The sequence below is a fragment of the Pseudohaliea sp. genome (assembly GCF_040217025.1).
In the GTDB taxonomy this organism is placed as follows: domain Bacteria; phylum Pseudomonadota; class Gammaproteobacteria; order Pseudomonadales; family Halieaceae; genus Pseudohaliea.
Window position 1 is genome coordinate 1,349,974 of record NZ_JAVJOA010000008.1, and the last position, 26,985, is coordinate 1,376,958.

The 26,985-nt window shown below is 63.2% G+C and carries 18 protein-coding genes; 6 read left to right on the top strand and 12 right to left on the bottom strand.

All coding sequences use genetic code 11. The features are described 5' to 3' along the window. Positions 1-109: 109 nt before the first annotated feature. Together RKE50_RS10265 and RKE50_RS10270 are read right to left on the bottom strand one after the other, a co-directional pair. Positions 110-1,096, bottom strand: coding sequence for a zinc-dependent alcohol dehydrogenase family protein (locus tag RKE50_RS10265; RefSeq protein ID WP_350036306.1), 987 nt, complete (start codon positions 1,094-1,096; stop codon positions 110-112). A 164-nt stretch (positions 1,097-1,260) separates the two neighbouring features. After that, positions 1,261-3,642 carry a TonB-dependent receptor gene (locus RKE50_RS10270; protein WP_350036307.1) on the bottom strand — a complete coding sequence of 794 codons (2,382 nt, stop codon included), beginning with the start codon at positions 3,640-3,642 and terminating at the stop codon, positions 1,261-1,263. A 651-nt stretch (positions 3,643-4,293) separates the two neighbouring features. On the opposite strand from RKE50_RS10270, the gene npdG reads away from it, so the two are divergent. Further along, positions 4,294-4,983, top strand: a complete 690-nt coding sequence (gene npdG, locus RKE50_RS10275) for an NADPH-dependent F420 reductase (protein ID WP_350036308.1) — start codon at positions 4,294-4,296, stop codon at positions 4,981-4,983. 9 nt (positions 4,984-4,992) lie between these two features. On the opposite strand, the gene cofH is transcribed toward npdG, so the two are convergent. The 6 genes from cofH to RKE50_RS10305 form a co-directional block, all read right to left on the bottom strand. After that, positions 4,993-7,437 carry a 5-amino-6-(D-ribitylamino)uracil--L-tyrosine 4-hydroxyphenyl transferase CofH gene (gene cofH, locus RKE50_RS10280; protein ID WP_350036309.1) on the bottom strand — a complete coding sequence of 815 codons (2,445 nt, stop codon included), beginning with the start codon at positions 7,435-7,437 and terminating at the stop codon, positions 4,993-4,995. A 29-nt stretch (positions 7,438-7,466) separates the two neighbouring features. Continuing rightward, the gene (gene cofC / locus RKE50_RS10285) at positions 7,467-8,183 is read right to left on the bottom strand and encodes a 2-phospho-L-lactate guanylyltransferase (RefSeq protein ID WP_350036310.1); all 717 of its coding nucleotides are present in this window, start codon (positions 8,181-8,183) and stop codon (positions 7,467-7,469) included. Between the two features lie 149 nt (positions 8,184-8,332). Beyond that, complete coding sequence (locus tag RKE50_RS10290; RefSeq protein ID WP_350036311.1) at positions 8,333-9,550, bottom strand: FAS1-like dehydratase domain-containing protein; 1,218 nt, start codon at positions 9,548-9,550, stop codon at positions 8,333-8,335. A gap of 233 nt (positions 9,551-9,783) precedes the next feature. Continuing rightward, positions 9,784-11,043, bottom strand: a complete 1,260-nt coding sequence (locus RKE50_RS10295; protein WP_350036312.1) for a CaiB/BaiF CoA transferase family protein — start codon at positions 11,041-11,043, stop codon at positions 9,784-9,786. Then, positions 11,043-12,320 (bottom strand): CaiB/BaiF CoA transferase family protein, encoded by a 1,278-nt coding sequence (locus tag RKE50_RS10300; protein ID WP_350036313.1) that lies wholly within the window; start codon positions 12,318-12,320, stop codon positions 11,043-11,045. Before RKE50_RS10300 ends, RKE50_RS10295 begins: the two co-directional genes overlap by 1 nt. A gap of 46 nt (positions 12,321-12,366) precedes the next feature. Beyond that, on the bottom strand, positions 12,367-13,053 hold the full coding sequence (locus RKE50_RS10305) for a hypothetical protein (RefSeq protein ID WP_350036314.1): 687 nt from the start codon (positions 13,051-13,053) through the stop codon (positions 12,367-12,369). A gap of 339 nt (positions 13,054-13,392) precedes the next feature. On the opposite strand from RKE50_RS10305, the gene RKE50_RS10310 reads away from it, so the two are divergent. Further along, the gene (locus RKE50_RS10310; RefSeq protein WP_350036315.1) at positions 13,393-14,583 is read left to right on the top strand and encodes an MFS transporter; all 1,191 of its coding nucleotides are present in this window, start codon (positions 13,393-13,395) and stop codon (positions 14,581-14,583) included. A 42-nt stretch (positions 14,584-14,625) separates the two neighbouring features. Here the strand turns inward: RKE50_RS10310 and RKE50_RS10315 are convergent, their stop codons facing one another. From RKE50_RS10315 to RKE50_RS10325, 3 genes are all read right to left on the bottom strand, one after another. Then, a complete protein-coding gene (locus RKE50_RS10315) occupies positions 14,626-16,812 on the bottom strand; it encodes a TonB-dependent receptor (RefSeq protein ID WP_350036316.1) in 2,187 nt (728 codons plus the stop codon). 285 nt (positions 16,813-17,097) lie between these two features. Next, the gene (locus tag RKE50_RS10320) at positions 17,098-19,134 is read right to left on the bottom strand and encodes a PQQ-dependent dehydrogenase, methanol/ethanol family (protein WP_350036317.1); all 2,037 of its coding nucleotides are present in this window, start codon (positions 19,132-19,134) and stop codon (positions 17,098-17,100) included. 103 nt (positions 19,135-19,237) lie between these two features. Then, positions 19,238-21,259 (bottom strand): outer membrane protein assembly factor BamB family protein, encoded by a 2,022-nt coding sequence (locus RKE50_RS10325; protein ID WP_350036318.1) that lies wholly within the window; start codon positions 21,257-21,259, stop codon positions 19,238-19,240. A 271-nt stretch (positions 21,260-21,530) separates the two neighbouring features. On the opposite strand from RKE50_RS10325, the gene RKE50_RS10330 reads away from it, so the two are divergent. The 4 genes from RKE50_RS10330 to RKE50_RS10345 are packed head-to-tail and all read left to right on the top strand — an operon-like array spanning position 21,531 to position 25,987. Then, positions 21,531-22,709: a thiolase C-terminal domain-containing protein gene (locus tag RKE50_RS10330; RefSeq protein WP_350036319.1), complete on the top strand. Its 1,179-nt coding sequence runs from the start codon at positions 21,531-21,533 to the stop codon at positions 22,707-22,709. Continuing rightward, a complete protein-coding gene (locus RKE50_RS10335) occupies positions 22,706-23,146 on the top strand; it encodes a Zn-ribbon domain-containing OB-fold protein (RefSeq protein WP_350036320.1) in 441 nt (146 codons plus the stop codon). Before RKE50_RS10330 ends, RKE50_RS10335 begins: the two co-directional genes overlap by 4 nt. A gap of 45 nt (positions 23,147-23,191) precedes the next feature. Beyond that, positions 23,192-24,568: a CoA transferase gene (locus tag RKE50_RS10340; protein WP_350036321.1), complete on the top strand. Its 1,377-nt coding sequence runs from the start codon at positions 23,192-23,194 to the stop codon at positions 24,566-24,568. Continuing rightward, positions 24,569-25,987: an amidohydrolase family protein gene (locus tag RKE50_RS10345; protein WP_350036322.1), complete on the top strand. Its 1,419-nt coding sequence runs from the start codon at positions 24,569-24,571 to the stop codon at positions 25,985-25,987. On the opposite strand, the gene RKE50_RS10350 is transcribed toward RKE50_RS10345, so the two are convergent. Then, the gene (locus RKE50_RS10350; protein WP_350036323.1) at positions 25,984-26,982 is read right to left on the bottom strand and encodes an enoyl-CoA hydratase/isomerase family protein; all 999 of its coding nucleotides are present in this window, start codon (positions 26,980-26,982) and stop codon (positions 25,984-25,986) included. The two genes, RKE50_RS10345 and RKE50_RS10350, sit on opposite strands and share 4 nt — an antisense overlap. Positions 26,983-26,985 lie beyond the last annotated feature (3 nt).

Genomic DNA, 26,985 nt, shown 5'->3' on the forward strand with positions numbered 1-26,985 from the left:
AGGAGGCATGCGCCGGAGCTTAGCAGTATGGGCCCTCGATGCGTAGCTGTCGGCGAGCGAAGCTAACATGGAGGCAAGACAGGCCGGCGGCGGGGCCTGCGCCGGTACGCTAGGCCCCCGGCATCAGTACCGCCGCCCCGGTCAGCCGTCCCTCGCGCAGGCAGTCGAGGGCAGCGTTGGCCTCCCCGAGCGGAAAGCGCTCGATACGCGTACGCACCGGGACCTTCGGCGCGAGGGCCAGGAACTCGGTCGCATCGCGTCGGGTCAGGTTCGCCACGGAGCGCAATACGCGCTCCTCCCAGAGCAACGCGTAAGGGAAGCCGGGGATGTCACTCATGTGGATGCCGCCGCAGACCACCGTACCTGCCTTGCGCACGGCCGCCAGGGCGGCGGGCACGAGATCGCCGACCGGCGCGAAGATGATCGCGGCGTCGAGCGCCTGGCGGGGGCGCGTATCGGAACCGCCGGTCCACACCGCACCCAGCGCTTCCGCGAACTGCTGCGCCGCGTCATCCCCGGGCCGCGTGAAGGCATAGACCTTGCGGCCCTGGTATGCCGCCACCTGCGCGACGATATGGGCCGCCGCGCCGAAGCCGTAGATGCCGAGATGCTCCGCCGCGCCGCACATAACTAGGGAACGATAACCGATGAGCCCCGCACAGAGCAGCGGTGCCGCTTCGGCATCGTCGTAGAACGGGTCGATGGGAAAGGCGTAGCGGTGGTCCACGAGCACGTGATCGGCATAGCCGCCGTCGAGCTGATAGCCGGTGAAGCGCGCGGCGTTGCAGAGGTTTTCCTCGCCGCGCCGGCAGTAAGCGCACTTGCCGCAGCTATAGCCGAGCCAGGGCACCCCGAGGCGGTCACCGATGGCGGCCTCCGCGCCCTCGCCCACCGCGACCACCCGGCCGATGATCTCATGGCCCGGGACGACGGGCGTCCGGATGTCCGGCAGTTCGCCGTCGACCAGGTGGAGGTCTGTCCGGCAGACGCCGCAGGCACTGACCTCGAGCAGAAGCTGGCCGGGGCCGGGCTGCGGCGTCTCGCGCTCCTGATCGTGCAGCGGTTCGCCGATCGCCTCCATCACCATGGCTCGCATTATCAGCTCCGGGCCGCACAAGCGGCATACCGATATGTTGCTGGTGGTGCAAGCCAAGCAGACGCGTGCGGTAATGGCGCCGCGGACGGCTTATGATCGCTTCAACTGTAAGGCGGGCCTGCCCTCCGCTAGTGCCTCGGCTATTACCGGGCAAGCCCGGACTATCAGAAGCTGTAAGACAGCTCGGCCCCATAGGTTCTCGGAGGCCCGACAAAGCCAGCAACCACACCGACGTCGACCAGACCGTTATAGAAACTGGTGTTGTATTCCTCGTCGGTCAAGTTCCTGGTCCAGAGACTGGCACGCCACTTTGCGTCCCTGGCGGTGTACGACAACCGCGCATTCAGCAGGGAATAGTCGTCGGCAGCGCCGCGGCCGATGAAGTAGATGGTCTCGTCCTGATAGGTGCCATTGAGATTGAGGCTGAGAGCGCCGGCCTCACCCTCGTAGAGCGTCCAGTCGAGCGATGCGTTGAAGTTGAGGTCCGGCGCCATTGGTGACTGGCTGCCGGAAATATCCATGCCATTGAGAACACCCTCGTCGATTTCCGCATCGAGCATGCCGAGGCCGAATTGCAGATACAATGCCGGCGTCAACTGCGCCGCCAACTCAAGCTCCAGGCCGACGATCGTCGATTCATCGACATTGGTAAGCGTCTGGATCTGAGTGGCCGCGTCGAAGTCGAGGAACTGCTGGTTCTCGTACTGGTAGTAGAATGCCGACCCATTGAGCCTCAGGCGGTTATCCCAAAGGCTGCTCTTGAAACCCACTTCCCAGCTATCGAGGTACTCCGGATCGACTGCATTCAGCTCCCCGGGCGCGTAATAAGCCTGTGCGTTGAAGGAGCCGGCCCGGTAGCCCTGGCTGAAACTCGCATACAGCAGGGCACCGCTAGCCAGGGTGTAATCCAAGCCGATTCTCCCCGTGACCTCGGTATCCGAGAAGGCGCGGTCGGGTGCGGCCGCCAGCGGATCGAAGGAGCCATCATTGATGGTCGGTATGAATGGTGTGCCGTCGCCGGTGGCAAAGTGGGCGTTGAAGCCACGCAGCTCCGTCTCATCGTCGGTGTAGCGCACGCCGAAGCGCAGCTTCAGCGACTCGGTCAGGTCATAGCTGCCATCGAAGAAGGCGGCGTAACTGGTCCGCTCCTGCTCGAAGGAGTTGGCTGCAAAGCAGCCAAGGGTCGCGAAATCACCTAGGCTGAAGCCCAGGCTGTTGAAGAGTGCCTCTGTCGCCGCACCCGCATCGCTGGGGGGCAGGCCGAAAGCGATGGAGGTCGGGTCCGTGCAATCCGCTGCGTCGACAGCGCCATCGAGATTGAAGTCGATATCCATGAACAGGCCGATCCTGTTCTGGGTATCCAGTTCATCACCGGCGTAGTAAAGACCGGTAACGAAGTTGAACGGGCCATCCAGGTTGGACGTTAAACGAAGCTCCTGTGTCACCTGGTCCGCATCGGACGTGTAGTTTGCAATGATGGTCTGATTGACCACAGCATCCGAGTTGTCAGGGCTGTAAATCTCGCCGCTGTCCCAGGCGGAAATCGACGTAAGCGTGAAACGCTCGCTCAGCTGCCAGTTGATGGTGGCCGACAGCGAATCGGTCTCCAGCAGGCGCTTTTCGTCAGAGTCTGAACTGTGCTCGAACCAGTCGAGACCCGCGTGCGTGGGATCGCCAAGCGGCGTGCCGCCAAAGGCGTTGAAGAGGCTGTAGGCGCCAAAGTAGGTCGGCTGTGCCTCCTCGATAAACTTGTTAGCAAAGGTGACCGGCTCTGACTTTCCGGTGGAGGCCCGCAGGATGACCTCGAGATTCTCCTGCGCCTGCCAGAGTACGCTAAGTCGCAGGCCCTGCTCATCGACCGAGAACGCATCGTCCACCCCCGGCGTGACATTCTCATACCAGCCGTCAGCTTCGGCGTAGGTGCCGGCGAGCCGAACTGCAAGGGTCTCGCTGAGCGCCACATTGACCGCGGCTTCGGCTTCGTAACGACTGAAGTTGCCAACACCCGCGGTGATGTAGGCCTCGTTCTCGAAGACCGGCTTCTTGCTGATGAAGTTGACGGCGCCACCGGTAGTATTTTTCCCCCACAGGGTTCCTTGAGGACCACGAAGCACCTCAATGCGCTCGAGATCAAAGATCGGCACCGCCAGGAATGCCGGGTTGCCTTTGTAAACCTCGTCGACGTAAGCCGCAATGGGGCTGGCCTGATTCAGGCTCCAGTCCGTCATCGAGACGCCGCGGAGGCCAAAAATCGGTATGCCGGCGCCGGCGGAAGGCTGGGCCGTCAGGTTCGCCACCTGCTCGGCCAGTTCGGCGGGATCCCGAAACCGGTAGGTGCGCAGGTCGTCGGCGGTTACCGCGGCGATAGAAATCGGCACGTCCTGAAGACTTTCCGCACGCCGCTGTGCCGTGACAAGAATTTCTTCCAGCGCTTGTCCACCTTCTGCCGCAGCGCCACTGTCTGCCTGTCCGGCCGCGCCGGCACTCAGCACCAGCGCCGTCACCGCCGCACTCAACCGTCCGAAGGAAAATTGTCCTTTATTCATTTTTTTGCCAAGCCCCCATCTCTACGCTTCCAGGAATTTGCACACGGAATGCAACCGCGCCTGAGCCACCGTGCTCGTCACCAGGCCCGCTCAGCACTCCGGGGGAGTGCAGCAGAGCCGCCTTCACTGACCGCTCAACTCCACCCCGCGCCGCGTCGGCGCTCTCCAGCAAAGGCAGTCGCAGTCCTTAGCTTTCATTTTTGCAGTACTGAATACCATTGACTTCAGTTTGGCACTTGTTTTAGGTACCTACAAGCACATATTCTGAGAAAACACTGAATAATTTCTCTTTTTCTGGCTTTTTGATACTTTATTAGTACCTTTTTGACATCATAAAAGGTATTTTTAGACCGTACAGTGCGTCGCGCTGCTTGCCGATGAGCGCTGCTGCAGGGCGGGCCGTAGACATACCTTCAACCCGGACTGGGCGAAGCTTCGACAGCCGAACCACAGGCAGACCGCGCTCGCGATGGCGCTGGCATCACGGCTAAGGTCCAGGCAACTTAGAGCAGTAACGCGTGGCTAGCTATTTTAGGTATACTCTTTTCAATACTTTTATAGCATTCTATTGCTTTTCGGCAGGAATTGATCAAAAGAAGAGACATTTGAATATTTATTGGATACTTTTTAGCTAAAGCAAGGGGGTTTGGAATGGAACAGAGCACGAAACCTCGTCTGGCCATCCTCGGCGGCACGGGGGACCTGGGCACCGGTTTGGCGAGACGCTGGGTACAGGCCGGCTACCACGTAGTTATCGGCTCGCGACAAGCCGAAAAAGCGGCAGCAGCGGTTGCGGACCTGAGAGCCGTCATGGCCGAGAGGAACATCGACGTTGAGGCGGTAGACACAGTGGAAGCAGCCGAGAACCTGCAGGCCGCCGAAGCAGCCGATATCGTGGTACTCACCGTGCCTTTCGCCCACCAGGCCAGCACCCTAGAGCAGGTGAAGCCCGCCCTGCTGGGCAAGATCCTCATCGACGTCACGGTGCCGCTGGTACCGCCGAAAGTCGCACGGGTGCAGCTGCCCTCAGAGGGCAGCGCCGGCCAGATCGCCCAGAACCTGCTGGGAGAGGAAGTCAAGGTCGTATCCGCCTTCCAGAACGTTGCCGCGCATCACCTGAAAGAAGGCCATTCCTTCGACTGCGACGTGCTCGTATCGGGCAACAGCAAAGAGGCCAGGCAGCAGGTCATCACGCTGGTGGAGGCGGCGGGGCTGCGCGGATTTCACGCCGGGATGATCAGCAACGCCGCAGCAGCAGAGGCACTGACATCCGTGCTGATAACAATCAACAAGCAATACGGGGCCCACGCCGGCATCAGGATCACCGGGCTGGACCACTGAACCGGGCATTTACCTAAGGCCACCGCCACTGGCGGTAGCCTGCCCCTCCCAGCCGACAAGCTTACAGACCTGCTTCCTGCCCGCGGCCTGCTCGCGGGTAGGCTGAAGTGGAGCGCACGCGCTTGCCGCCATTCTTTGCTCGGGCGGAACCGCCTCGTAGCGCGTGTTCCGCTGCCGCGGGCGCCGACCCAGCTCCCTGATGAACTGCTCCATGGCACGGGCGGACCATTCCTGGCCGTGAGCGGCACCCGCTGCCCGGGTAATGCTTTCGTTCATCAACGTTCCGCCCAGGTCATTGGCGCCGGCCGCCAGGCAGGCCGCGACGCCCTCCTGCCCCATCTTCACCCAGGAGGCCTGGATGTTGTCGATGTAGCCGTGCAGAACCAGGCGTGCGACCGCGTGCATGAGAATCGCCTCGCGGAACGTCGGCCCGGGCCGGGCCAGCCCACGGCGATAGATGGGCGCCTCCTCGGCAACGAAAGGCAGCGGCACAAATTCGGTGAAGCCTCCGGTTTCCGCCTGCAGCCGACGCACCTTCAGCAGGTGGTCCGCCCAGTGCCGGGGGCGCTCGATATGCCCGTACATGATGGTCGCCGTGGTCGGCAGGCCGACGGTGTGGGCGGTGCGCATCACATCCAGCCACTGGTCACCGGAGATCTTGTCGGGACACAGCCGACGGCGCACTTCCTCGTGAAGCACCTCTGCAGCCGTGCCGGGCAGACTGCCGAGACCTTCGTCACGGAGCAGGCCGAGGAATTCTTCAACGGACAGCCCCAGCGTATTCGCCCCTTGTGTGACCTCCAGGGGAGAGAAGGCGTGGATATGCATCCCGGGTACAGCTGCCCGGGCGGTCCGCAGAATCTGCAGGTAGGTGTCGCCGCTGTAATCCGGGTGAATACCGCCTTGCATGCAGACTTCGGTGGCGCCCCGCTCCCAGGCCTCGACACAGCGCCGGGCGATCTCCTCGCCGTCGATGTCATAGGGCCGCCCCCGCAGATCGCTACTGCCCTGCCCCTTGGAAAAGGCGCAGAACTGACAGTTGAAATAGCAGACGTTGGTGTAGTTGATATTGCGGTTGACGACATAGGTCACCACGTCGCCATTGACGGCTTCGCGAAGACGATCGGCGGCTTTTGCCAGGCAGTTGAACTCACGCCCCCGGGCGGCAAAAAGCCGGCATAGGTCTTTCTCCTGCAGCTCTGCCCCCGCCTCGCAGCGCCTGATGATGTCCGTGAAGCCTCCGCTCAAGGGCACCGCCGCCGTGGACCGCCGGTTCGGCTGCGGGAGATCCGCAGGGACGGTCTGCGACCTGCCGGGGACCCAGCCATCGCGACGCGCAAAACCCGCCGCATCACTCAGCCGGAGCACGCGGCTGCGCAGACGCTCATCCAACCAACGCTCAGGCTGCCGGGCGTAGGACGGATAAACGGTCAGGCGCTGCTCGAGGAACTTGCCGGCGGCCCAGGTTTCTTTCGCCAGCTCATCGAGGTGCGGCCAGGGGGCCTCCGGGTTGACGTGATCCGGGGTGAGCGGAGAGACACCGCCCCAGTCGTTGATTCCCGCAGCTATCAGCTGGGGCAGGCTGCCCGGGCTCAGATTCGGCGGTACCTGGATATTCATCGCCGGCCCGAGGATCAGGCGCGCGACGGCAACGCTCCAGCAGACCTCCGCCAGGTCGGGCTCGGGCGCCGCGGCCATCAGGGTGCCCGCTTTCGCCCGGAAATTCTGAATGATCACTTCCTGCAGATGGCCGTGGCGCTGATGACTGGCGCGCAAGGCCAGGAGCGCTTCAATGCGCTCACGCCGCGTCTCACCAATACCGACCAGGATCCCGGAGGTGAAGGGAACACGGGCCCGCCCCGCAGCTTCAAGCGTAGCGAGGCGGCGAGCGGGCTCTTTGTCGGGCGACCCATGGTGCGCCTGTCCTTTCTCGCAGAGCCGCTCGGCAACTGACTCCAGCATCAACCCCATGGAGGCGGACACAGGCCTCAGTGCCGCCAGTTCCTCATCGCTCATGCACCCGGCGTTGATGTGCGGAAGCAACCCGGTCTCGTCACGAACCCGTGCCGCTACCGCAGCCACATACTCGAGGGTGGTCGAGAACCCCATGGCCGTGAGCGCTTCGCGCGCGGCCCGGTACCTGAGTTCCGGGCGCTCGCCAAGGGTGAAGAGAGCCTCCTTACATCCCAGCTTCGCGCCCTCGTGACAGAGCGAAAGCACCTCATCGAGGGACATGAAGGCCGACTCCAGCCGCCCGGGCGTGGTCGCAAAGGTGCAGTAATGACAGACATCACGGCACAACCGGGTCAATGGCAGGAAGACTTTGCGGGAATAGGTGACAACTTCACCGTGCTCCAGATCCCGCAACCGCGCCGCCATGTCGCACAGGGCATCGACGTCCCGACAGCCGGCCAGGGCGAGCGCCTCAAAATCATCGAGCATGCCGCCTTTCAACAGCCTCTCCCCGATGTTCACAAGATCGATCAATCGACAACACCTCGGCAGGGTTCCATCATCGCGAGCGCATCGCCGGGTGCGGCATCTTCCGGAGCCCAGGCTGCCAGTAGCCGGCTGGTCGCCGCGCCGATTACCCGGTCACCCCGCCGAGCCTGCAGTGCTCGAAGATCCTCCGGCGCATCGACATCATGACCGATGCCAGCGCGGAGCATCACGCTGCATTGCAGCCCCCTGGCATCGGCCTGCCGCTGGAAACGCGCGCAACTGTCGCGTCCGAATGCCATCGGCATGTGCTCAATAGACGAAAATGCCAGTAGATTGGTCCCGCTACCGCGGCGGTCGCAACCGAGCACCACCCCACCCGCGCGGCGACGCAAGGCAATGACGGCGCTCAAATCATCGCAAGTCAGACACGGCAGATCCGCATGGAGAACGATCAGGGACTGCGCCACCGCGTCCTGGAGCGTGAAGAGACACGCCTCCAGCGCTGCGTTCAGCCCCAATCCAGGCCCGCGCCGCTCATGAAAGCTGTCGGCACCGTAATCAGCGGCGACCTCGAGCACTTGCGGATCATCGGAAACGACGGTTATCGACGACACCTCGGGGTGCGCCGCCAGCAGGGCCAGCGTATCGGTGGCAAAGGCCCGGGCGAGCTGCTCCCGCTGGCGCGCTGTCAGCACGGGGGACAGTCGGGTCTTGGCCTCGGCAAAGGCTTTAACAGGCACCACCACCCGGTTTATCATGCAACCCAGGACCTCCCGAAAAATATAAAAATAGTATCACTACGGGATAATCATGGAAAGCATCGCACTTCGCCCGGCGGATAATCGCCCTTGCTTTCTATTTAATACTTATTAAGTTATATATTGTATATTTTTCTATGCGACAAGTTCTAGGAAGGGGTCGCTGACACGAACGCCTCGCCCTCAGATTCCCGCGACAAGCGCGCCTGGATAACCCCATCAGCCACCGTCACGCCATCCTGCGTGGTGGCCGTCACGTCCAGTATGACAATCGGACCGAAATCGTCCGGGTGGTGGACAGCAGTGACCTCACCGTTGATATACGCCATATCGCCGACAAACACGGGATAGCGGTAGTTGATCTTGCTGTGCACTATCTCCCCCCATTCGCCGATCCAGTTACTCACGTAATCCATCATCCAGCAGCCGACGCCCACACCGTAGCCGTAGGAGCGGGGCATGCCCACCAGCCGCCCGAGCTGCGGTACCACGTGCGCCAGGTTGGGGCCGCGGTACAGAGCATCGGCATAGCGGGGGTCAATCCTTGCCTGCCCCGGTGATCGATCCAGCTCCGCCAGCCAGCCGGCGCCGCCGCCCCCGTCACGACCCTCCGTCGAGGAGTGCCTGAAACGATCCTCGCCGAAAGCCCCCCAGACCATTGCGGGCAATGCACGCAACTCGGTGACGAAGGACATCAGGCTGTGCGGCCCCACCGGCCGCGTCACCAGGCGATCACCGGCCTGGGCCGAGCTGCGCCGGCCATGGCCCATTTCACGGAAGCTGTTTATCCACTCGAAGTGCTGACGCTCGATCTCCTCCAGCTGTTCCGCGCTCCACTCCGGTTCGCTGTGCTGCGTGTACAGCTTGCGCTTTACCGCTTCTTCGGCGTGGTAGCGCATTGCGCTGGCCCGCTGTTTCGCGACCACTTCGCCACGCTGATTGATATAGATGGTGTCCCCTCGGGCCAGGACGGTCGGCCCCGCGAAGCGGGTGTCGACAATCCGGTAGTCGTAGAGCATGCGCTCCTGCCGTATCTTGTCGCCCGGCTCCAGCAGGGGGCCGTAGAACCACCATTCATCCCCCGTCAACAGACCATGCGTCCCCTCGAGCCGGCCCTGGATAGCGGGCATAAGGCCCGAGCCACTATCACTGGTGGCGACCACGAAGGACTGGGGCGCGACGATCCGGCCGAAGCAGCTCTCGGCCGCATAGTCGGCGTCGTAGTAAAGTGGGTTGGGATTCTGCATCGCCTGAACGAAACGCCGGATATCGTTGACGTGCAGCGGGTCCAGCAGGTTTCCCCCGCCCAGCGGGATACCCAGCCAGCGATCAAGCTCGCCGGTATCAAAGTTGTGTTTCTTCGCCATTAGTCGGTCCCCTTCCCTGGCAAATGACCCCACGCTCGGGTCCAGCTGTACCGCTCCACAATACTCGATCGGACCTGTCGGGGCCGACCCTGGATTGCTGTAAAGAGCTGGGGCTGGATAACCGGTGTAGACTGCCGGGAACCGCCTTTGAAGACAAGGACTTCAGGGGCGGAGAAGAGCAGGACAGGTGGGAAGAAGCGGGGGATAGAGCGCCGCCCGGGGGCGGCCGCAGCTCACGCTGGCGATGAACCGGAAGCAGCCCCTTCGTCATCGAGGCGTCCGAGAACCTCCTCGTTGTGCTCGCCCAGCAAGGGCGCGCGGCGGCTGACTTCACAGGGACTGCCGTTCAAGCGGTAGGGCACGCCGGGGTACTCAAAGCTGGCCCCCAGCTCCGGGTGTTCAACGGCTGTGGGAAAACCCCGGTCGCGGAAGTGCAGATCGTCCATCACCTCCTCCGGCGAATAGATCACCCCTACGGAGAAGCCCCTGTCCTGGCCGCCGCGAAAGAAATCGTAGGCGGGCAGACGTGAAGCGATCAACACGAGCGCATCGCGCCCGGCCGCACACATGGCGGTCACCGCATCATCCACGCCGATCTTTCCCTGGTCCACATACTCCAGTTCCATGGCCATCTCGAGGAACACGAGCTCGGGGAACTCGTCCTGCAGGCCGAGTTCCAGTACCCAGTCGCGCAGGCTACGAAACTCTTTCGGCGTTCGCGGCGGCACGCCGGTGTTGACATAGCGGCCGTCGCTGCAGCGCACCTGCGACGAACTGGTCGGACGAGCGGCCGCGTGGCGCCCGGTCTGTCGGTGCACGACGGCCCCGGAGACGAGCCAGGCATAGGACCCGGACTCGGTCGTGACGTTGCAACACGCGTTGATATTGACATCGATGAACTGACCCGCCCCGTGTTCATCGCGGTAAAGCAGTGCGGCAAGCAGGGCCATCATGGCGTAGTGAGCCCCGGTGTGGAAGGACTGGTTCCCGCCGCCACGGATCGGGGGGATGCTGTGGTCGTCATAGCCGTTCATCCACAGCATGCCGCCGCTCGCTGCGAGGGTCAGGTCGGTGGCAGGACGCTCTTTCTCCGGCCCGGACTGTCCGTAGGGCGTCAATGAGACCATGAGCAGGCCCGGGTTCAGCGGCTGCAGGGACAGGTAATCGAGACCCAGCTGCGCGAGGCGCCCCGGGGCTTCTCCATCGATAAAGACATCCGCACCGGCGAGAAGCTGGCGCAGCTGCCCGATTCCCTGCTCCGATGCCAGGTCGAGGGTGACCCCGCGCTTGCTCGTGTTGTAGTGCCACCAGGAAAGACTTCGTTCCAGACCCGGCTGGTCATCCAGGAACGGTTCATGGCCGCGCTGCGCAGCGCCCTCCGGCGGCTCCACCACGACGACGTCCGCCCCGGCGTCCGCAAGCAGCTTGCCCAGGAAGCAACAGCGCTCATGCGCCAGCTCGATAACGCGAACACCCTGCAGAGGCCCCGGCATCAGATATCTCCCGCCGCACGCATTTCTTCAATCTCGTCTGAAGACAGGCCGAGCAGGTCGCCGAAAACCTGCTCGTTGTGCTCACCGAGGCAGGGAGCGCCGCGATCTATCTGCCAGTCGGTCTCCGACAGATGCACCCCCAGGCCATCGACGCGCACCCTGCCCATCTCGCGATGCTCAGCGACAGGGAACAACTCCCATTCAGCAGTATTCGCGTCGAGATCAATGCGCTCCTCGGGGCTCTTGACCACCGCGGCGGGCACGCCGGCCCCCGCCAGCGCATCGGCCAGGGCAAAGGGCTCCTCACCCCGGGTCCAGTCCGCCAGCAGCGCGTCCAGCGCTTCCCGCTTGGCGATGCGCGAGCCTCTTTCGGCGAAGCGGTTGTCCCGTGCCCAGGACAGGTCGATCACTTCTGCACATGCGTGCCAGTCGGCGTCATCCCTGCAGGCGATAGCAACCCAGCGGTCCTCCCCCTTCGCGGGATACACCCCGTGGGGCGCCATGGCCGGCCAGTTCTGCCGGTTGCTTTCCGGTGATTCGGCACGGCGCATGGGCCGTCCGTTGACCGAATGATCGAGGATGGCAGGGCCGTGAAGCGTGGCACCCGCTTCCGTGCAGGAAAGATCCACCCACTGCCCTTCCCCTGTCCTGTTGCGGTGAGCAATCGCGAGCAGCATGGCAATCGCCATGTAGTAGCCGCCGGTGTGGTCCATGTAGGAAAAGCCCCACCCTGCGGGCTCCTGCTCGGGCAGGCCCGAGGTGAAGGTCAGGCCGGACATCGCCTGCACAATCGGTCCCCAGGTCTTGTACCTGCTGTAAGGACCCGTGTGACCGAAGCCGCAGTGAGACACGTAGATGATGTCAGTGCGGATTTTCTGCAGCTCTTCCCAGCCGAACCCGAGGCGCTCCATGACGCCCGCGGCGAAGTTTTCCGCCACCACGTCGCATTGCCGGATAAGGTCCCTGAGCAGCGCTTTGCCGCGCGGCGTCCGCAGATTGATCGTGACGCCCTTCTTCTCGGTGTTGTGGTTATTGAAGCCACCGCCGAGATCCAGGCCCCGGCGCGAATCCACGAAGGGCGGCGCGCCGCGAAGGATGTCCCAGCGTCCCTTGCGCACCGGGTCCTCGACGCGGATGACCTCTGCCCCCAGGGCCGCCAGCGCTTTCGTCGAGCCCGCGCCCGCCAGCTGCCCGGTGAGGTCGCAGATACGTATGTGCTCGAGGGGGCGGCGCGCCGCAGTTAATGCTTCATCCCCGGGCTCTGTCACAGTTGTCACAGCAATGCTCTCTTGTTCTTCTGGGCGCGGAAGACTGCCATGCCTATTACAGGGGTACTTCTGCCAGGGTGCGCAAGGAATAATTGGTATGCACGGAATCGGAGACGCCCTCCTCGAACATCTCCGCATAGCCCGGATGGTTCTTGCAGTATTCGAGGAAGGCGCCGAACTGGACCCAGTTATCCAGCTCGTTGATGAACAGCATATGCATTGCGCCGGCCGGATCACCGGGACCGGCAACATAAAGCCTTGATGGAATACCGGCGCGGCCCATGAACTGGCTGTTCTCGTCAGCCCGGGCCAGACAGTCGTTCCAGCGGGGACGCAGCGGCTCGAAATCGTGAACCTGCCAGATCGCCGGCCCGGCAGACAGGGCGCCGTCACCCGAGGCAGGCAGCGGGTCGCTCATCGGCTCGACCAGTTCCGGCAGCGGTATCTCGTCGAACGCAAAGATGGTGGCATCGGCAAAGACTGGAGCGTCCCTGTCGTCGCGACGCAGTCGCTGATAGTCAGGGTCAGCCTCCAGCTGCTGACTGATCTCACCGGCCTGGAACCAGTCCCGCATCGACGTCACGAGCCACATGTCCTGTTGATCGCCTCCATAGGCGACTTGAAACAACCTTGAGCTGGCGCCGAGGCGCTCAAAACAGCTCGCGTACTCACGGGTACGGCCCATGCAGTCATCCCAGCGATCCAGCATTGCCTGAAACTGGTGAATTCTGAGAACCGCCATAACCCCCTCCATGCGTTCGAAGCGTTGACAAAGCGCGTCGCCGTGCCGGCACCCCCAACCGACTCGGGATCTCGCCAGCGGAAGAACGGGCACACCAGAGCTGCGCAGACACGCCTTTTTTATACTATATATGATACTTCGTGGCTATCTTGTTTCAAATTTTTTGTCTTTTGTGATCATATACGGGTCTTTAGATACCTTTTATAAATCTTTAAAGGGGGGGCCTGATGCAAAACCACCCGGTGAGCCGGCTAGCGATTGCTGCCTGTCGGGCCAGGGCCGCATCGGCAAATTCCACGAACCATGCGGCAACCCCACCCCCAGAGGTCGTATAGCTATATGATCGCCGCAGTTATACAGCCCCGCATCGCCCAGCTATCCGTGATCTGGCTGGGCATGCTCAGCATGAGCTTCTATAACATCCAGCCCGTGCTCGTGGGCGGCTTCGTGACGCAACTGGGCCTCAGCGATGCCGGGGCCGGGCTGGTGGTGATCTCCAATGTAGCGGGGGCGTGCACCGCACTGATCGCCGCCGCGCTCGTCAACCACAACGGGAAAGAACGCAGCCTGGTTGCGATCGCACTGAGTCTTATCGCTATCGGCAGCATCATGTCGGGGCTGGCGACCTCCCTGACCGCACTGCTCGCTATCCGCGCTGTTGCAGGAATGGGCGAGGGCTATCTCGCTGCGTTTGTCGCCGCCAGCATCCCTCGCTTTCGCAACCCCGACCGGACCTACGCGCTGGTTGTGATAACCATGTCGATCTACGGCGTCATGGGTTTCCTGCTGTTCCCGCCACTGCTGGACCGGTACGGCCTGCTGAGCGTCTTCGGCGGCATTGCCGCTCTGGCGCTGCTGAGTTTTGCGCTGCTTCAGTTCTTGCCGGCGCCAAACCCGCGGCATCATCACGGAAGCACCGCTGCGGCACCGCACCTGTACCGCGCACCTACCCTGCTGATACTGCTTTCACTCATGGCGCTATACACCTCTGCCAATAGCCTGTGGACCTACTACGAGCGCATCGGGGCTCATTTTGGCATTCCGTCGGCGAAGATAGGCGTCTCACTCTCCCTCGGGCTTGGTGCATCCTTGCTGGGCAGCACGTTGATCGCCCTTGTGGCCAAGGGTGTGGGGAGAGCAATTCCTATCGCCATCGGACTGCTGCTCGCGCTCAGCGCAACCGTGGTTCTGCTGCTGGATGATGGGTACGCCGCCTACACGGCTTCCGTGATGATGATCTTCGGAAGCGTGGGTTTCATGATTCCCAGCTACTTCGGCCTGCTGGCGACCCGGGATCCGGCCGGGCGACTGATGATCCTGGGTACCGTCGGGCTGTGGGCCGGGAACATCTCGGGTCCTGCCCTCGGCGCCAGCCTGCTGACAAGCGTGGGCTATAACGGCCTCATCAGCGTATCCGGCGTCCTGTTTCTGCTTGCATTGCTGGCGGCTTCTGCCGCCGCGTTCAAGATGCATCATCGGGGCGGATTGAGGCCGGCGCCAGGAGAAGCGCAGCCTCGGCCCGCCCCTTAGGGAGCAACCGGCGTCGTCTCCACCGGGACCCGGCGATGAGCCCTAGAATCGATAGCGCGCTTCCATTCCGTAGGTAATACCTTTGTTCAACGGTGCGAAATTCGGTATCGGGCCTCCGGGGGTGAACCCGAACGCCGGGCTCTCCGGGAGCAGCGTCTCGCTGGCGCGTGTCACTTCATCGAGCAGGTTACGGCCGAACAGCGAGACCTCCACGCTTCTGCTGGCATTGGAGAAGGTGAGGTTCGCGTTCAACCAGTCGGCCTCGTCGAGCAGGCCGAGGTTGTTGTCCGAGTAGTACGCCTCGTCCCGGTGGCTGAACGACACTCGCGCCATCAGGTTGTCGCCGCCAAAGATGTCCCGGTTCCAGCTGAGTGCAAGCCCGTAGGAAAGCGGCGCCAGTCGGGGCAGCTCGAGATCCTCGTCATTGGCGTCGACGACGCCATCCTGGTTGAGGTCAAAGCGGACTTCGTCGTACTCACCTTCCATCACACCGACATTGGCTTCCAGCAGCCAGCTATCGGCAAACGCGTAGGACAGCTCGACCTCCGCACCGATGATGGTGGCATCCGCGGTATTGAGCGTTGCCTGGATCAGGCCGGTGGCTTCATCCTGTATCTGGACCACCCGCTGCATGTCGGCGATGGTCGTATAAAAAGCGGCCAGGTTGAGCCTCACGCGATTGTCCAGGCCCTGGTACTTGAGACCCACCTCGAAGGCGTCCTGCTCTTCTTCATCGATTGGTCCGGGCGCAAGCGTTGGAGAGGTATTGCGCAGGTTATACCCGCCGGAGCGGAAGCCCCTGCTGTAGGTGGCATAGAACTGCGTGTTTTCCTGCGGAAACCACTGCAAACCGATTCTTGGCGACAGGTTCGACCAGTTTTCGTCGTCGGCGAAGTCGAACGTTGAACAGCTTACCGGCCGGTTTACGCAAGGGAGGGCCGTGGAGAGCGTCGCCACCTTTGCATCCTTTTCTTCAAAGGTGTAACGGATGCCCGCAATCAGCGTCAGCGTCTCTGACAGGTTCCAGTCACCGGAAACAAAAAGGCCCATGGTGGTGTGGTCAAGGGTGCCCCCGCCAGTGATATTGGTTGCGCCGCCGCCTATCAGCCGCTGGTCCACCATGAACATATCCTGATTGAAATAGTAGGCACCGATCGTGAGGTCCAGCGTTTCGATGGGCCTGAAGTTGTACCTGAGTTCGTTACTGAACTGCTCCTGCTCCAGCCCGGTCAGTACATCGAACACATTATTCGGCGTCGCATCGACATCGATCAGGGTATATTCGTCCAATTGCCGCCAGCCGGCGATATTGGTCAGAACACCACTGCCGAGCTGCATATTGAATTCGGCCGAGACCATATCCCATTCGATATCGTAGTAGCCCTCCGTATCGATACCGACGGAAAAACTGTCGCGTGGATACAGCGCCTGGTTCTGGCCCGCAGGCCCGTCGCCGTCGGACTGCCCGTTCTCGTATTTCAGGGTGACCGTGGCCGAGTCATTGATCAGGTAGCTCAGGCCGCCACGCAGTATCGTCGTCTCCCAGGCACCGAGGTTATCGTTACCGTTGGCCTCATTGTCGAAATAGCCGTCGTCCTCATTAAAATAGACGGCCAGCTTGCCGAGTAATTTATCCTCGACCAGCGGGCCCGAGATGGAGCCGGTCAGATACTTGTTGAGCCCGTTTTCAACCGCAGCGCGGACCTCGCCTTCGAGTTCCCTCGTGGGGTCCTTTGTGTTCACCAGCACCGCACCGCCGATCACGTTGCGGCCGAACAACACACCCTGGGGCCCTCGCAGCACCTCGATCGACTCGAGGTCGAACTGGTCGAACACCATGCCGGCTGTGACCCCGAGGTAGACCCCGTCGACAAACACGCCGACGGTGGGGTCCACAGATGGAATGGAGCTGTTGATGCCGAGCCCCCGGATCGAGAAGTTTGCCGTTCCTCTTTTCGACCCGATCTCGTCAAGGGCAACATTCGGCATGTTATAGGTCAGGTCTTTCAAGTCCCGCACGTTCAGGATCTCCAGTTGCTCCTGCCCATACGCGGACATGGCAATAGCGACGTCCTGAATGCTCTGCCCGGCAGCCTTCTTGGTAGCGGTGACCGTCACCTCTTCCATGACTTTGCTCAACTCGGAGCCATAGGCTGGCGAGAGCAGGCAGCCGATAACGCAAACACCGGCCAGTGGCGAGACAACAGGTTGTTTATGCACTGCTTTCATGAGCCCTCTCTTATCTTTTTTTCGATGGCATGAGACGAAGGTGCAGCTTTGCTAAAGAAACTAGCAACGCTTGCGTTGACGCGGAATAACAATGCGCGCCATTCATCTGGTATTCCGTGCCACGGGGCGCGTTGCGGCGCTACAGCGTCTTGTTATGGCTGCCGGTCTTTCGCCCGGTTCGGGCTGGGGGCAGACTTTCGGGTGGGGGACGACCAAGGGCTGCGACCCCGCCCCGGGGGCGAAAGCGTTTAATCGGCCCGCAACCTGTTCAGGGCGGGCAGGGCCTCACTGTCGGGCTGCGCTGGCGCGGTCTCGCAAGGCCTTGGCTTGCGACAGGATGTACATTTGCAGAGCCTTTGCCTGCGCAGGGTCCACGACATCGTCAAAGCGAGGCATACCCCGCTCGACAAGAGCGCCATCGAGCACGATTTCCTTGAACAGGCCGTGTTTCTGCGGTGAGAGGTATCTCAGGTCCGGGTAGAGCATGCCGCTCACCACGGCTGTACCGTGGCAGGCTGCACAGAACTTGCCGTACATGGCTTCTCCCGACTCGAGCCGTGCTGCATCGATCTCGATCGCCGGCATCGCAGGCAGTGCCCGGCCCCGCTCCTCGGGCGGCGGCAGCACGCCCTCGCCATCGAGTTTCAATGCAATGACACGCGTATGGTTCACAAAGTCGTTGATCTTGGCACCCTGCAGGGGTCCGGAAAAGCCCGCTCCTGCAACACCGGCAGCGATCGCCACGTACTGCTCTCCATCGAGGCGATAGGTGATTGGCGGCGCCGAAAACCCTGTCCCGCTCTCCAGCTGCCACAAAACCTCGCCGTCAGTGTCACGATAGGCTGTCAGCATGCCATCCGCGGTGCCCTGGAAAACCAGGCCGCCGGCAGAGGAAAGCACGCCGCCGTGCCAGGGGCCTTCCTGAGGCCTGGACCATGCGACGGCTTCTCTGACCGGGTCCCAGGCAAGCAGATGGCCCTTGATCACGGGCGGGTTTTCCAGCATGGCTTCGATGACGCGCTGGTCGAACTCAAGACCCTGATTCGCTGTACGCGAATCGTGCGAAAACGCCTCGGCCGACCGATACTCGAGGGCGGTTTCCTGAGCGGGGAAATAGAGCAGCCCGGTTCTCTGGCTGAAGGACATCGGCTGCCAGTTATGCCCGCCAAGGGGGCCGGGCATCACTCGCTTCATTGCATCTGAATAATCGCCGTCGCCTGTTTCTATTGGGCGTCCGGTTTCCAGGTCAACGCCGGAGGTCCAGTTGACCGCAACGTAAGGCTTGGCCGAAAGGAGCTCTCCGCTGATTCGATCCAGCACGTAGAGAAACCCGTTCTTGGGTGCCTGCAAGAGCACCTTTCGCTGCTCGCCCTTCCAGTAAAGATCGGTGAGTACCATGTGCTGGGCCGCCGTGTAGTCCCAGCTCTCTCCCGGTGTTGTCTGATAGTGCCAGGCGAGACGGCCTGTCTCGACCTGCAGGGCCAGGATGGACGACAGGAAAAGGTTATCGCCCCCGCCCGGGCTTCGCAGCCAATGCGGCCAGGGCGACCCGTTGCCAGTGCCCACATATAACAGCCCAAGCGCGGGGTCGTAGGCGATCGAGTCCCAGGCCGTGCCGCCACCACCGAACTTCCACCACTCACCGGTCCAGGTGGGCAACGCTACCGCGAGGTCCGGGTGTTCCAGGGGCAGGGAGGGATCGCCGGGAACGGTATAGAAACGCCACAGTTCGCGGCCATCCTCCCCATCATAGGCTGTGAGGTAGCCGCGGACACCGAACTCCGCGCCAGCGTTGCCGATGATGACCCGCCCGTCGGCCACCCGGGGAGCGCCGGTGATCGTGTAGGGAGGGCCATCAGGCGTTGTCTGGACCTCCCACAGCATGCTCCCACCTGCCTTCCGAATGGCAATCAATCGACCGTCGAAGGTGCCGACGAACACGCGGTCGTTCCAGAGCGCCACGCCTCGATTCACGGGACCGCAACAGCCCCACCTGGCCCATTGGCGCTGAACCCGGGGATCGAAGGTCCAGAGGTGCTTGCCGTTCCGAGCGTCAATGGCATGCACAACGCTCCAGGGCCCGGTGACGTACATTACGCCGTCCTCGACCAGCGGCGTGGCTTCGACGCCCATGGTCGTGGCCAGCTCGTAGGTCCAGGCAACGCCAAGCCTGCCCACATTCCGCGCGTTTATGTCGGCCAGCTGGCTGTAGCGCGCCTCGCCGAGGTCCTGCCCGTGATGGGGCCAGCCAATGTCAGGCCGGCTCTCGCGTTTCTGCTCTGCGGGGTGCGCCGGATCTGAGCATGCGGCAACGAGCAGCATCAGGCCGAAAGCCCGTCGGACCCATAGGCCCCCCACCGTCATTACCACGCCCTGCCCGGCATCGGCTCAGTAATCGGCACCCGCCGGTACAATCTGCCGAGGACTAAGGAACCGGGCTCGGCTGGGGGCTATCGGGAATACCCAGTGCTACCCACTGCGGCCCCCCGCCCTCTCCTCCTGCGGCAAGGAGAATGTACTGCCTGCCCTCGTACAGGTAGCTCATGGGCGAACCGGTTGCGCCCGCCGGCAGCTCGATCTCCCAGACGACCTCACCGGTCACCTTGTCGTAGGCGCGGAACATCCTGCCCCCGCCACCGTACTCACCTGCATACAGGGAGTTCACATCCGAACCCTCTCCGATGAACAACAGGCTTTTCGTGAGCAGCACTCCGGCCTTGCCGGAATTACCCAAAGGCGGAAGATCGAGATCCCGCAGCCGGGGGTGATTGCGTGGACCGTCACCATTCGCAACGACCCATTCGGTATCGCCAGTATTCAGATCAATTGCCGTGATCCGGCCGTAGGGTGGTTTGGACAAGGGCAGGCCGTCAGGCCCTGCCAGCTCCCACTGCGTACAACACGCGGCCATGATGTCGCTGCTCTCGAAATCGGGGCCATGGATGTAGGAAATCGTTGCTTTCACGGACTCGGGCGGCGTGATCAGACTGTTCACCCACGGAGCCGTGAAAGAGGGAACGAAGAGCATGTTGGTCTCTGGGTCAAAAGCAGGGCCATTCCAGTTCACGCCGCCCGCCGACCCGGGATAGGTCAGCGTGCCCCTGCTATCCGATGTCTCCAGCGTAGGGGGTGTAAAGGTGGGCCCGGTGACGTAGGGCTTGAGAATTTCAAGCGCCTCGGCGCGGAGTTCCGGAGTGAAGTCGATCACGTCGTCTTCGCTGAGCCCCTGCTGGTCCACCGGCGCGGGCTTCGTCGGGTAGGGCTGCGTTGCCGCTGCCTTTTCGCCGGGAACGCTCGACCCGGGCACAGGATGGTCTTCAATCGGCCAAACGGGCTCCCCGGTCATCCGGTCGAACACGAAGATATACCCATGCTTGGGGGTAACGACGACCGCCTTGATCGGTGTGTCATCGACAACAATGTCTACCAGCACTGGTGCGGCGGCGATATCGTAGTCCCAGAGGTCGTGGCGCACGACCTGGTAGTGCCAGACGCGCTCACCGGTCTTGGCATCGATACAGATCACGCTGTTGGCAAACAGGTTGGAGCCGGGGCGGTGACCACCGAACCATGGGTTATTGGGCGAGCCGGTCGCCGCATAAACATAGCCCAGTTCCTCGTCGGCGCTGAGCGCTGCCCAGGCGCCCGCCCCCCCGCTGCTAGCTACCGTGCCATCATAGCCAAACTCGCCTTTTCTCGGTAACACGTGGAAGGTCCACACCAGTTCGCCCGTCTCCACGTCGAAGGCCCTGATGTCTTCTGAGGTGCCCTGTTCCAGCACGCCGAAGTCCCAGGCGTTACTGCCACCGACAATGACCAGGTCGCCCAGCACAATGGGGCCCGCCGACGGGCCGGCCCGGAGCACGCCCTTTTCGTCCGGCTTCCAGCGCAGGTTAACCTTCCCGCCGTCACCGAACTGCGTGTCGAGGCGACCGGACGCGGCGTCCATGGATACGAGGTAATCGCCCCTGGCAGCCAGGATTCTCCGCTTTTCCCCCCGACTCCAGTAGGCGACGGCTCGCGTGCTCATGCCCGCGAGGCCCCGGAACCCTTTCTCGAGCGGCTCCTGGACCCATAGTGTTTCCCCGGTTCCCGGATGCAGCGCCTCGACCAGGCCGACACCGTTGGTCGTGTAGAGCACGTCGTCAACCATGATGGGCGTCGCGCGGAAATTGGCGATCGGGTTGATGTCCGGCTCCTCTTCCACAAGGGCCGGTGAGACGGATTCACGATTCCAGAGGATCTCGACCTGGCTGACGGTGTCGTGATTGATCTGATCCAGCGGCGTGTACTTGGTGTGCCCCGGATCATTGCCAAAGCCGCGCCATTCGCCCGGGTTCCCGGCCGCCTGCTCAGCCTGCGCGACGACGCCGCCCACGAGCAGCCCCGACACCGAAACGACCAGGAGCGCGAAGGCTCCTGCGAACTGCAGCGGAATTCGAAACACTGAGTACCCCCTCGACGCCACGACGTCATCCATTATTCTGAATTGTGCCGCCCTGTTCCACGGCGGGCCAGGCGCGACCTCGAGGACCTTCGCGGGGCCCATGAGCGTACCCTTTTGATGGTCTTTATAGTATCTTTACTCATCTATAGCGTGTCCACAAGGCGCAAATGCAAGGAACAAGCTCTACCTACTTTGAAAAAGTCCGCTATAGATACTTTTAATATAGTTTTTTAGGTATATTTCGCACAACCTGCCGGCAAAGAGAAACCTCATGGATCGCAGCTTGCGGGGGCGGACCGCCATCGTCGGGGTCGGACAAACGCCCTTCTACCGCCATGGCCAGTCCCCCGATGCCGAAACCCAGCTCACGCTGAAGGCGATCCTTGCCGCGTGCAGGGATGCGGGTATCAGCCCCGCCGACATCGACGGGTTTTCCTCGTTCAGCGATGATCGGAGCAACGGCGCGCGCCTCGCATCGACGCTCGGCTGTCGGGAATTGCGCTACTCCAACATGGTCTGGGGCGGCGGCGGCGGCGGCGTCGCCGCGGCGCTCGCCAACGCCTCGGCAGCTGTGGCGACCGGCCTGGCAGAGTGCGTTGTGGTTTACCGCGGCCTCGCCCAGGGCCAATTCGGCCGCCTCGGCCGCGGGCCGGCAAAGCAGGAAGTGAGGGGCGAAAGTGCGCATACGGCGCCCTACGGACTCATGGCAGGCGCGCAGCTATTCGCCATGAAGATGACACGCTTCATGAAACTTCACGACATTCAGCATTCCGCGATGCGCGCGGTCGCGCTGGCCTCCTACCGGCACGCACAGAACAACCCGTCGGCCATGATGTACGGCAAACCGCTTACCGAGGAGAAGTACGACGCAGCGCGCTGGATCGTGGAACCCTTCCGGCTGTATGACTGCTGCCAGGAGAACGATGGCGCGGGAGCCCTGATCGTCACCGCCGCCGAAAGAGCAAAGGACTTCCCCCACCCGCCCTGCTTTCTCCTGGGAGCAGCGAGCGGCGCGCCGCATCGCGGCGCCGCCCGGGTTCACAATTCGCCCGATTATGGCGGCGCCAACTTCTCGACCGTGGCTCCACGCCTCTACGCCATGGCGGGGGTCAGTGCCGCCGACATCGATGTGCTGCAATGCTACGAGCACTTCACGGGCGGCGTCGTGGTCGCAATGATCGAGCACGGATTCTGCACGGCCGAAGAGGCCAACGACTTCTTTACGCTCGAAAACTTCACGGCTCCCGACGGCAGACTTCCCCTCAATACGAGTGGCGGTAACCTCGCCGAAGGCTACACCCACGGCATCAGCCAGTTAGTCGAGGCCGTGCAGCAGATCAGGGGCGCCTCTACCAACCAGGTGCCGGGGGCGGAAATCTCCATGATGGTGTCCGGTTCCTGGGCCACACCGGTGAGCAACTGTATTCTGGGCGCGGAGACGACACTGTGAGCGCGACTTATCTACCCCCGGGGCTCCCAGGCCCGGCACCGGCACGGGACGGGCTGGACGCTCCTTTCTGGGATGGATTGCGGGAGGAAAAACTGCTGCTGAAACGCTGCAGCGATTGCCATGCCTGGCAGTGGGGGGCAGATTGGCTTTGCCACGACTGTCACTCCTTTGAGCACACGTTCTGCGCCGTGGAGCCGCGGGGCCTCATCTACAGCTACGAGCGCGTGTGGCACCCTACGCACAGGGTGCTCGCCGAGGCCTGCCCCTACCTCGTGGTACTGGTCGAGATCCCGGAAGCCGGCGGCGTTCGCCTGGTCGGTAATCTGCTGGGCGACGCGGCGCAGGAAGTGTCCATCGGCCAGGCTGTCGAGGGCGTCTTCGAGCACCATAGCGAGGGACCCGCGCCGTTCACGCTGCTACAGTGGAGATCCGTCTGACAGCAAGGCCCACTCCCGCGGGCAACGAGAGGCTTAAGCGACGCAATGACCTCCTCAACTCCCCAGGCGAGTGAAGCCAGCGCGCTCCACCACCCCTCGCGGCGTCGGCAGCAGGCGCGTCCCGCGGGGCAGACTCCAAGCCACTATGCACGGGTGATCCTCGACTCGCTGGGCCATGAGACAACCGCCCTCCCCCTGGACGATGAACGCAGCGCCGCAAACCTCTGGGCGCAGTCGGGCCTCCAGTGGCTGACAGGTCACAGCAATGGCGATCCGCGCCCGTGCCCCTCGCCGGTGGCGAGCTTTGCCCAGGGCTGCTGGCTTGCACTCGCTGCACTCGCAGACGACCGGATCGATCCGGGCTTCGACGCGTTCCGCCTGTTGGCTGAGCGTGCAGCGGTTTCGCGCTTCACCCGCCGCGGTCGCACCTCCTGCGGGGGTGCCTGTCACCTGCTGCCTGCCAGCGACGGCTGGATTGCCTTGAATCTTCCGAGGGAGTCAGACTGGGAGCTGCTGCCCGCCTGGCTGGAGCGGCCGGTATATGACTTTACGCTACTGGCAGAAGGCATCGCCGAATGCCGTACCCGCGACCTGGTGCCGCGGGCAAGACTCCTCGGCCTGGCCGCCGCGCCCCTCGCCCGCCCGCGTGCCGCGGCCGGCTGGTTCATTGCGACACGCTACAGCAAACCCGCTCGCCCACGGCGCCCCCGGCCGCTGGTCCTCGATCTCGGGGCACTCTGGGCGGCCCCGCTGTGCGGCCAGCTCCTGCAGCAGCTGGGGGCCAGGGTCATCAAGGTAGAAAGCACCACCCGGCCCGATGGCGCCCGTGGGGGCCCGCCCGCCTTCTTCGATCTGCTGAATGGTGGCAAGGAAAGCGTGGCCCTCGATCTGCAAGGAGAGACTGATCGCGAGGTACTGACCAGGCTACTGCGGGCCGCGGACATCGTGATTGAATCCTCCCGTCCCCGTGCCCTGGAGCAGATGGGTATCCTCGCTGCCGATATTGTCGCCGCGGTTCCCGGCAGTACCTGGCTGGGCATTTCCGGCTACGGGCGAACAGAGCCGATGCGCAACTGGATCGCTTACGGTGACGACGCCGGCGTCGCCGCCGGCCTGTCCTGGCTGGTCAGCGATGACGGAAGCGACCCGGTCTTCTGCGGTGATGCCATTGCAGACCCGCTCACCGGACTCGCCGGCGCGCTGCTGGCGTGGTCTGCATGGCTGAAGGGCGGCGGGCTCCTGCTGGATCTGTCCCTCTATGGTGTCAGCGCTTTCCTGGGCTCAGAGAGCCTGGCAGGCCGGGAGGAAGAGGCCCCTTCCCCGCCTGAACCCCCCGCTGCACGTGTGGCAGCGAGTAGCGCGGCATCGCTCGGCGCGGACACCGGCGACGTTCTCAGAGATCTGGCATCGGGGAATCTGTGAGTGGCTTCCCCGGCGCTCCTCATACGAAAGGCCCAGCTGTTCAATAACGAGCTTGTCGATACCAGGATCCAGGGCGGGCTCATTGCCGAGATGGCCCCTTCCCTACCCCGGCTGGGCGGCGAGGCAGTCATCGAGGCCCGGGGGAATGCGCTGCTGCCGGGCCTTCACGACCACCACCTGCACCTGTTTGCCACCGCAGTGGCGAGGCAGTCAACGGTCTGTGGTCCCCCTGCCGTGCGGGATGAGGCAGCGCTGCAGGAAGCCCTCCTGACCAGCACCGATCATGGTAACGGCTGGATCCGCGGCGTGGCATTTCACGATTCGGCATGCGAAGGACTCGACCGCGACTGGCTTGACCGGGTTTGTCCCGAGCGGCCCATCCGCATCCAGCATCGCAGCGGAATGTTATGGATCTTAAACTCAGCGGCGATCGAGCGGCTCCACCTGTCACGGGAAGACCACCTTCCCGATGGCGCCGAGGTTGACAGCCGTGGACGGCTCAGCGGTCGGTTCTTCAACCTCGATGACTGGCTGGGCAAGCGCCTGGGACACAGCAGACCATCGCTGAAAGCACTCTCTGCAGAACTCGCAGGCTACGGTATCACAGGAGTCACGGACGCCGGCGTCAACAATGGCGACGCGGCCTGGGCACTGCTTGGCGAAGCCCGCCGCTCGGGCGAGCTGAGTCAGCGCCTCATGGTCATGGGGAACGATGAGCTCGACGGGCTTCGGGCCGGCGACGGACTGCGCACCGGCCCGAGAAAGATCTATCTGCGGGAGGCGGCGCTGCCGGAACTGACTGAACTCGAAAGAACCATTGCGGCGGCGCACCGCCACGGCCGACCCGTGGCCGCCCACTGCACTACAAGGGTGGAACTGGCCTATTTCATCGCCGCCCTGGAAAGTGCGGGCACGCTGCCGGGAGACCGGGTCGAGCACGCATCCGTGACGGACGCCTATGCACTGGAACGGATAGCCGCCCTCGGTCTGACGGTCGTGACACAGCCGCACTTTATCGCCGAGCGCGGCGAGCAGTATCTCGAACAGGTAGAGCTGGACGACATACCGCTTCTTTATCGCGCGGGCAGTTTCCTGCGGCACGCCGTTCCCCTCGCGGCCGGCAGCGACAGCCCTTACGGGATCAACGATCCCTGGTTTGCCATGCGTTCAGTGGTATCGCGGCGCACCGGCAACGGCGTGCGGATCGGGGCGGATGAAGCGCTGTCTCCCGCGGAAGCCCTGTCGCTCTATACCGGCGAGGCTGGTAGCCCGGGAACGCCCAGGCTTATTCCCCGCCCGGGAACGGCGGCTGACCTGTGCCTCCTGGATGCGCCCTGGTCCGTGGCACTGGCCGACCTTGACGCAGGGCACGTGGCAATGACCATCATCGACGGCGCGGTGGTCCATCAGCGTGACTAGGCAATCTCGTCGATCAGGCCCCAGCGCAGCGCCTCGGCAGCCTTGACCCGGCGTCCACTCACCACCATCCAGGCGGTGCGCTGCCGGCCGATGCGGCGCGAAACGCTGACACAGCCTCCAGCACCGGGAATCAGGCCCATGGAAAGTTCCGGCAATTGGAACCACGCGTTGCGCTCTGCGACCACTCTGCCCGCACAGGCCGGTATCTCAATGCCGGCACCGATGCAGGCTCTATGCACATAGACCGTAACGCGCCCCGCCTCCCGCAGGAGCAGGCGGGCAGGAGAGCGTGCACCGCGCAGCAGATGGGCTGTCGTGGTATCGGGTACGAGACCGAACTCAGACAGGTCTCCGCCGATGCTGAAACAGTCGCCCCGGGCTCGCAGCTCGCATTGCTCGATGTCCGGGTCCAGGGCAAGGCAGGTCAGCGCCTCGAAGAGGGCGTCCCGCAGCGCCGCTGAAAGGGCGTTGTGATTCCGTGGACGGTTCAGGGAGAGACAAAGCCGTTGCCCACTGCGCGTCACCAGGAGCGGGGCCCCGGTCTCGAGCGCCGGAGGCGCAGGAGCGGGCCGTGAGGCCAGCCAGGCCCGGTGCTCCTGCCCGCCCTGCAGCGTCGCGTAGGCCAGGGACTCCAGGTCGAGGCCCTGCTCGGGCGATAGCTGCTCCGAAGCACGCAGGGTTTGCACCAGTACGCGCGCGGCACCCGGCCAGCGCTGTATACGCTCTGCCAGCGCCAGCGCCTCTGCCTCCGACCCGGCGCACAGATCACAGTAACCGGCGAGCGGTAGTTCCGTGTCGCCGATGCCGATGACGGGGCACGGCGCCCGCCGCAACCAGCCCCGCAGCGCCCGGCGTTCAGCATCACTCAGGCCATCATTGCCTTCCAGCAGGAGCAGCACAACACCATCACCAAGGGGAGCGGCGAACTGCTCTTCAAGCCTGCCGGCCCGGCAGCAGGCCAGGAGCTCTTCTGCGCTCCAGGTTTTCAGTGCCATCCC

Excerpts from the sequence above, each read along its gene's own strand:
- RKE50_RS10315 (WP_350036316.1), bottom strand. The coding sequence starts at position 16,812 with ATGAAAGCAGTGCATAAACAACCTGTTGTCTCGCCACTGGCCGGTGTT.
- RKE50_RS10305 (WP_350036314.1), bottom strand. The coding sequence starts at position 13,053 with ATGGCGGTTCTCAGAATTCACCAGTTTCAGGCAATGCTGGATCGCTGG.
- RKE50_RS10310 (WP_350036315.1), top strand. The coding sequence starts at position 13,393 with ATGATCGCCGCAGTTATACAGCCCCGCATCGCCCAGCTATCCGTGATC.
- RKE50_RS10270 (WP_350036307.1), bottom strand. The coding sequence starts at position 3,642 with ATGAATAAAGGACAATTTTCCTTCGGACGGTTGAGTGCGGCGGTGACG.
- cofC (WP_350036310.1), bottom strand. The coding sequence starts at position 8,183 with ATGATAAACCGGGTGGTGGTGCCTGTTAAAGCCTTTGCCGAGGCCAAG.
- RKE50_RS10330 (WP_350036319.1), top strand. The coding sequence starts at position 21,531 with ATGGATCGCAGCTTGCGGGGGCGGACCGCCATCGTCGGGGTCGGACAA.
- RKE50_RS10350 (WP_350036323.1), bottom strand. The coding sequence starts at position 26,982 with ATGGCACTGAAAACCTGGAGCGCAGAAGAGCTCCTGGCCTGCTGCCGG.
- RKE50_RS10290 (WP_350036311.1), bottom strand. The coding sequence starts at position 9,550 with ATGGCGAAGAAACACAACTTTGATACCGGCGAGCTTGATCGCTGGCTG.
- RKE50_RS10295 (WP_350036312.1), bottom strand. The coding sequence starts at position 11,043 with ATGCCGGGGCCTCTGCAGGGTGTTCGCGTTATCGAGCTGGCGCATGAG.
- RKE50_RS10265 (WP_350036306.1), bottom strand. The coding sequence starts at position 1,096 with ATGCGAGCCATGGTGATGGAGGCGATCGGCGAACCGCTGCACGATCAG.
- RKE50_RS10340 (WP_350036321.1), top strand. The coding sequence starts at position 23,192 with ATGACCTCCTCAACTCCCCAGGCGAGTGAAGCCAGCGCGCTCCACCAC.
- npdG (WP_350036308.1), top strand. The coding sequence starts at position 4,294 with ATGGAACAGAGCACGAAACCTCGTCTGGCCATCCTCGGCGGCACGGGG.
- RKE50_RS10320 (WP_350036317.1), bottom strand. The coding sequence starts at position 19,134 with ATGCTGCTCGTTGCCGCATGCTCAGATCCGGCGCACCCCGCAGAGCAG.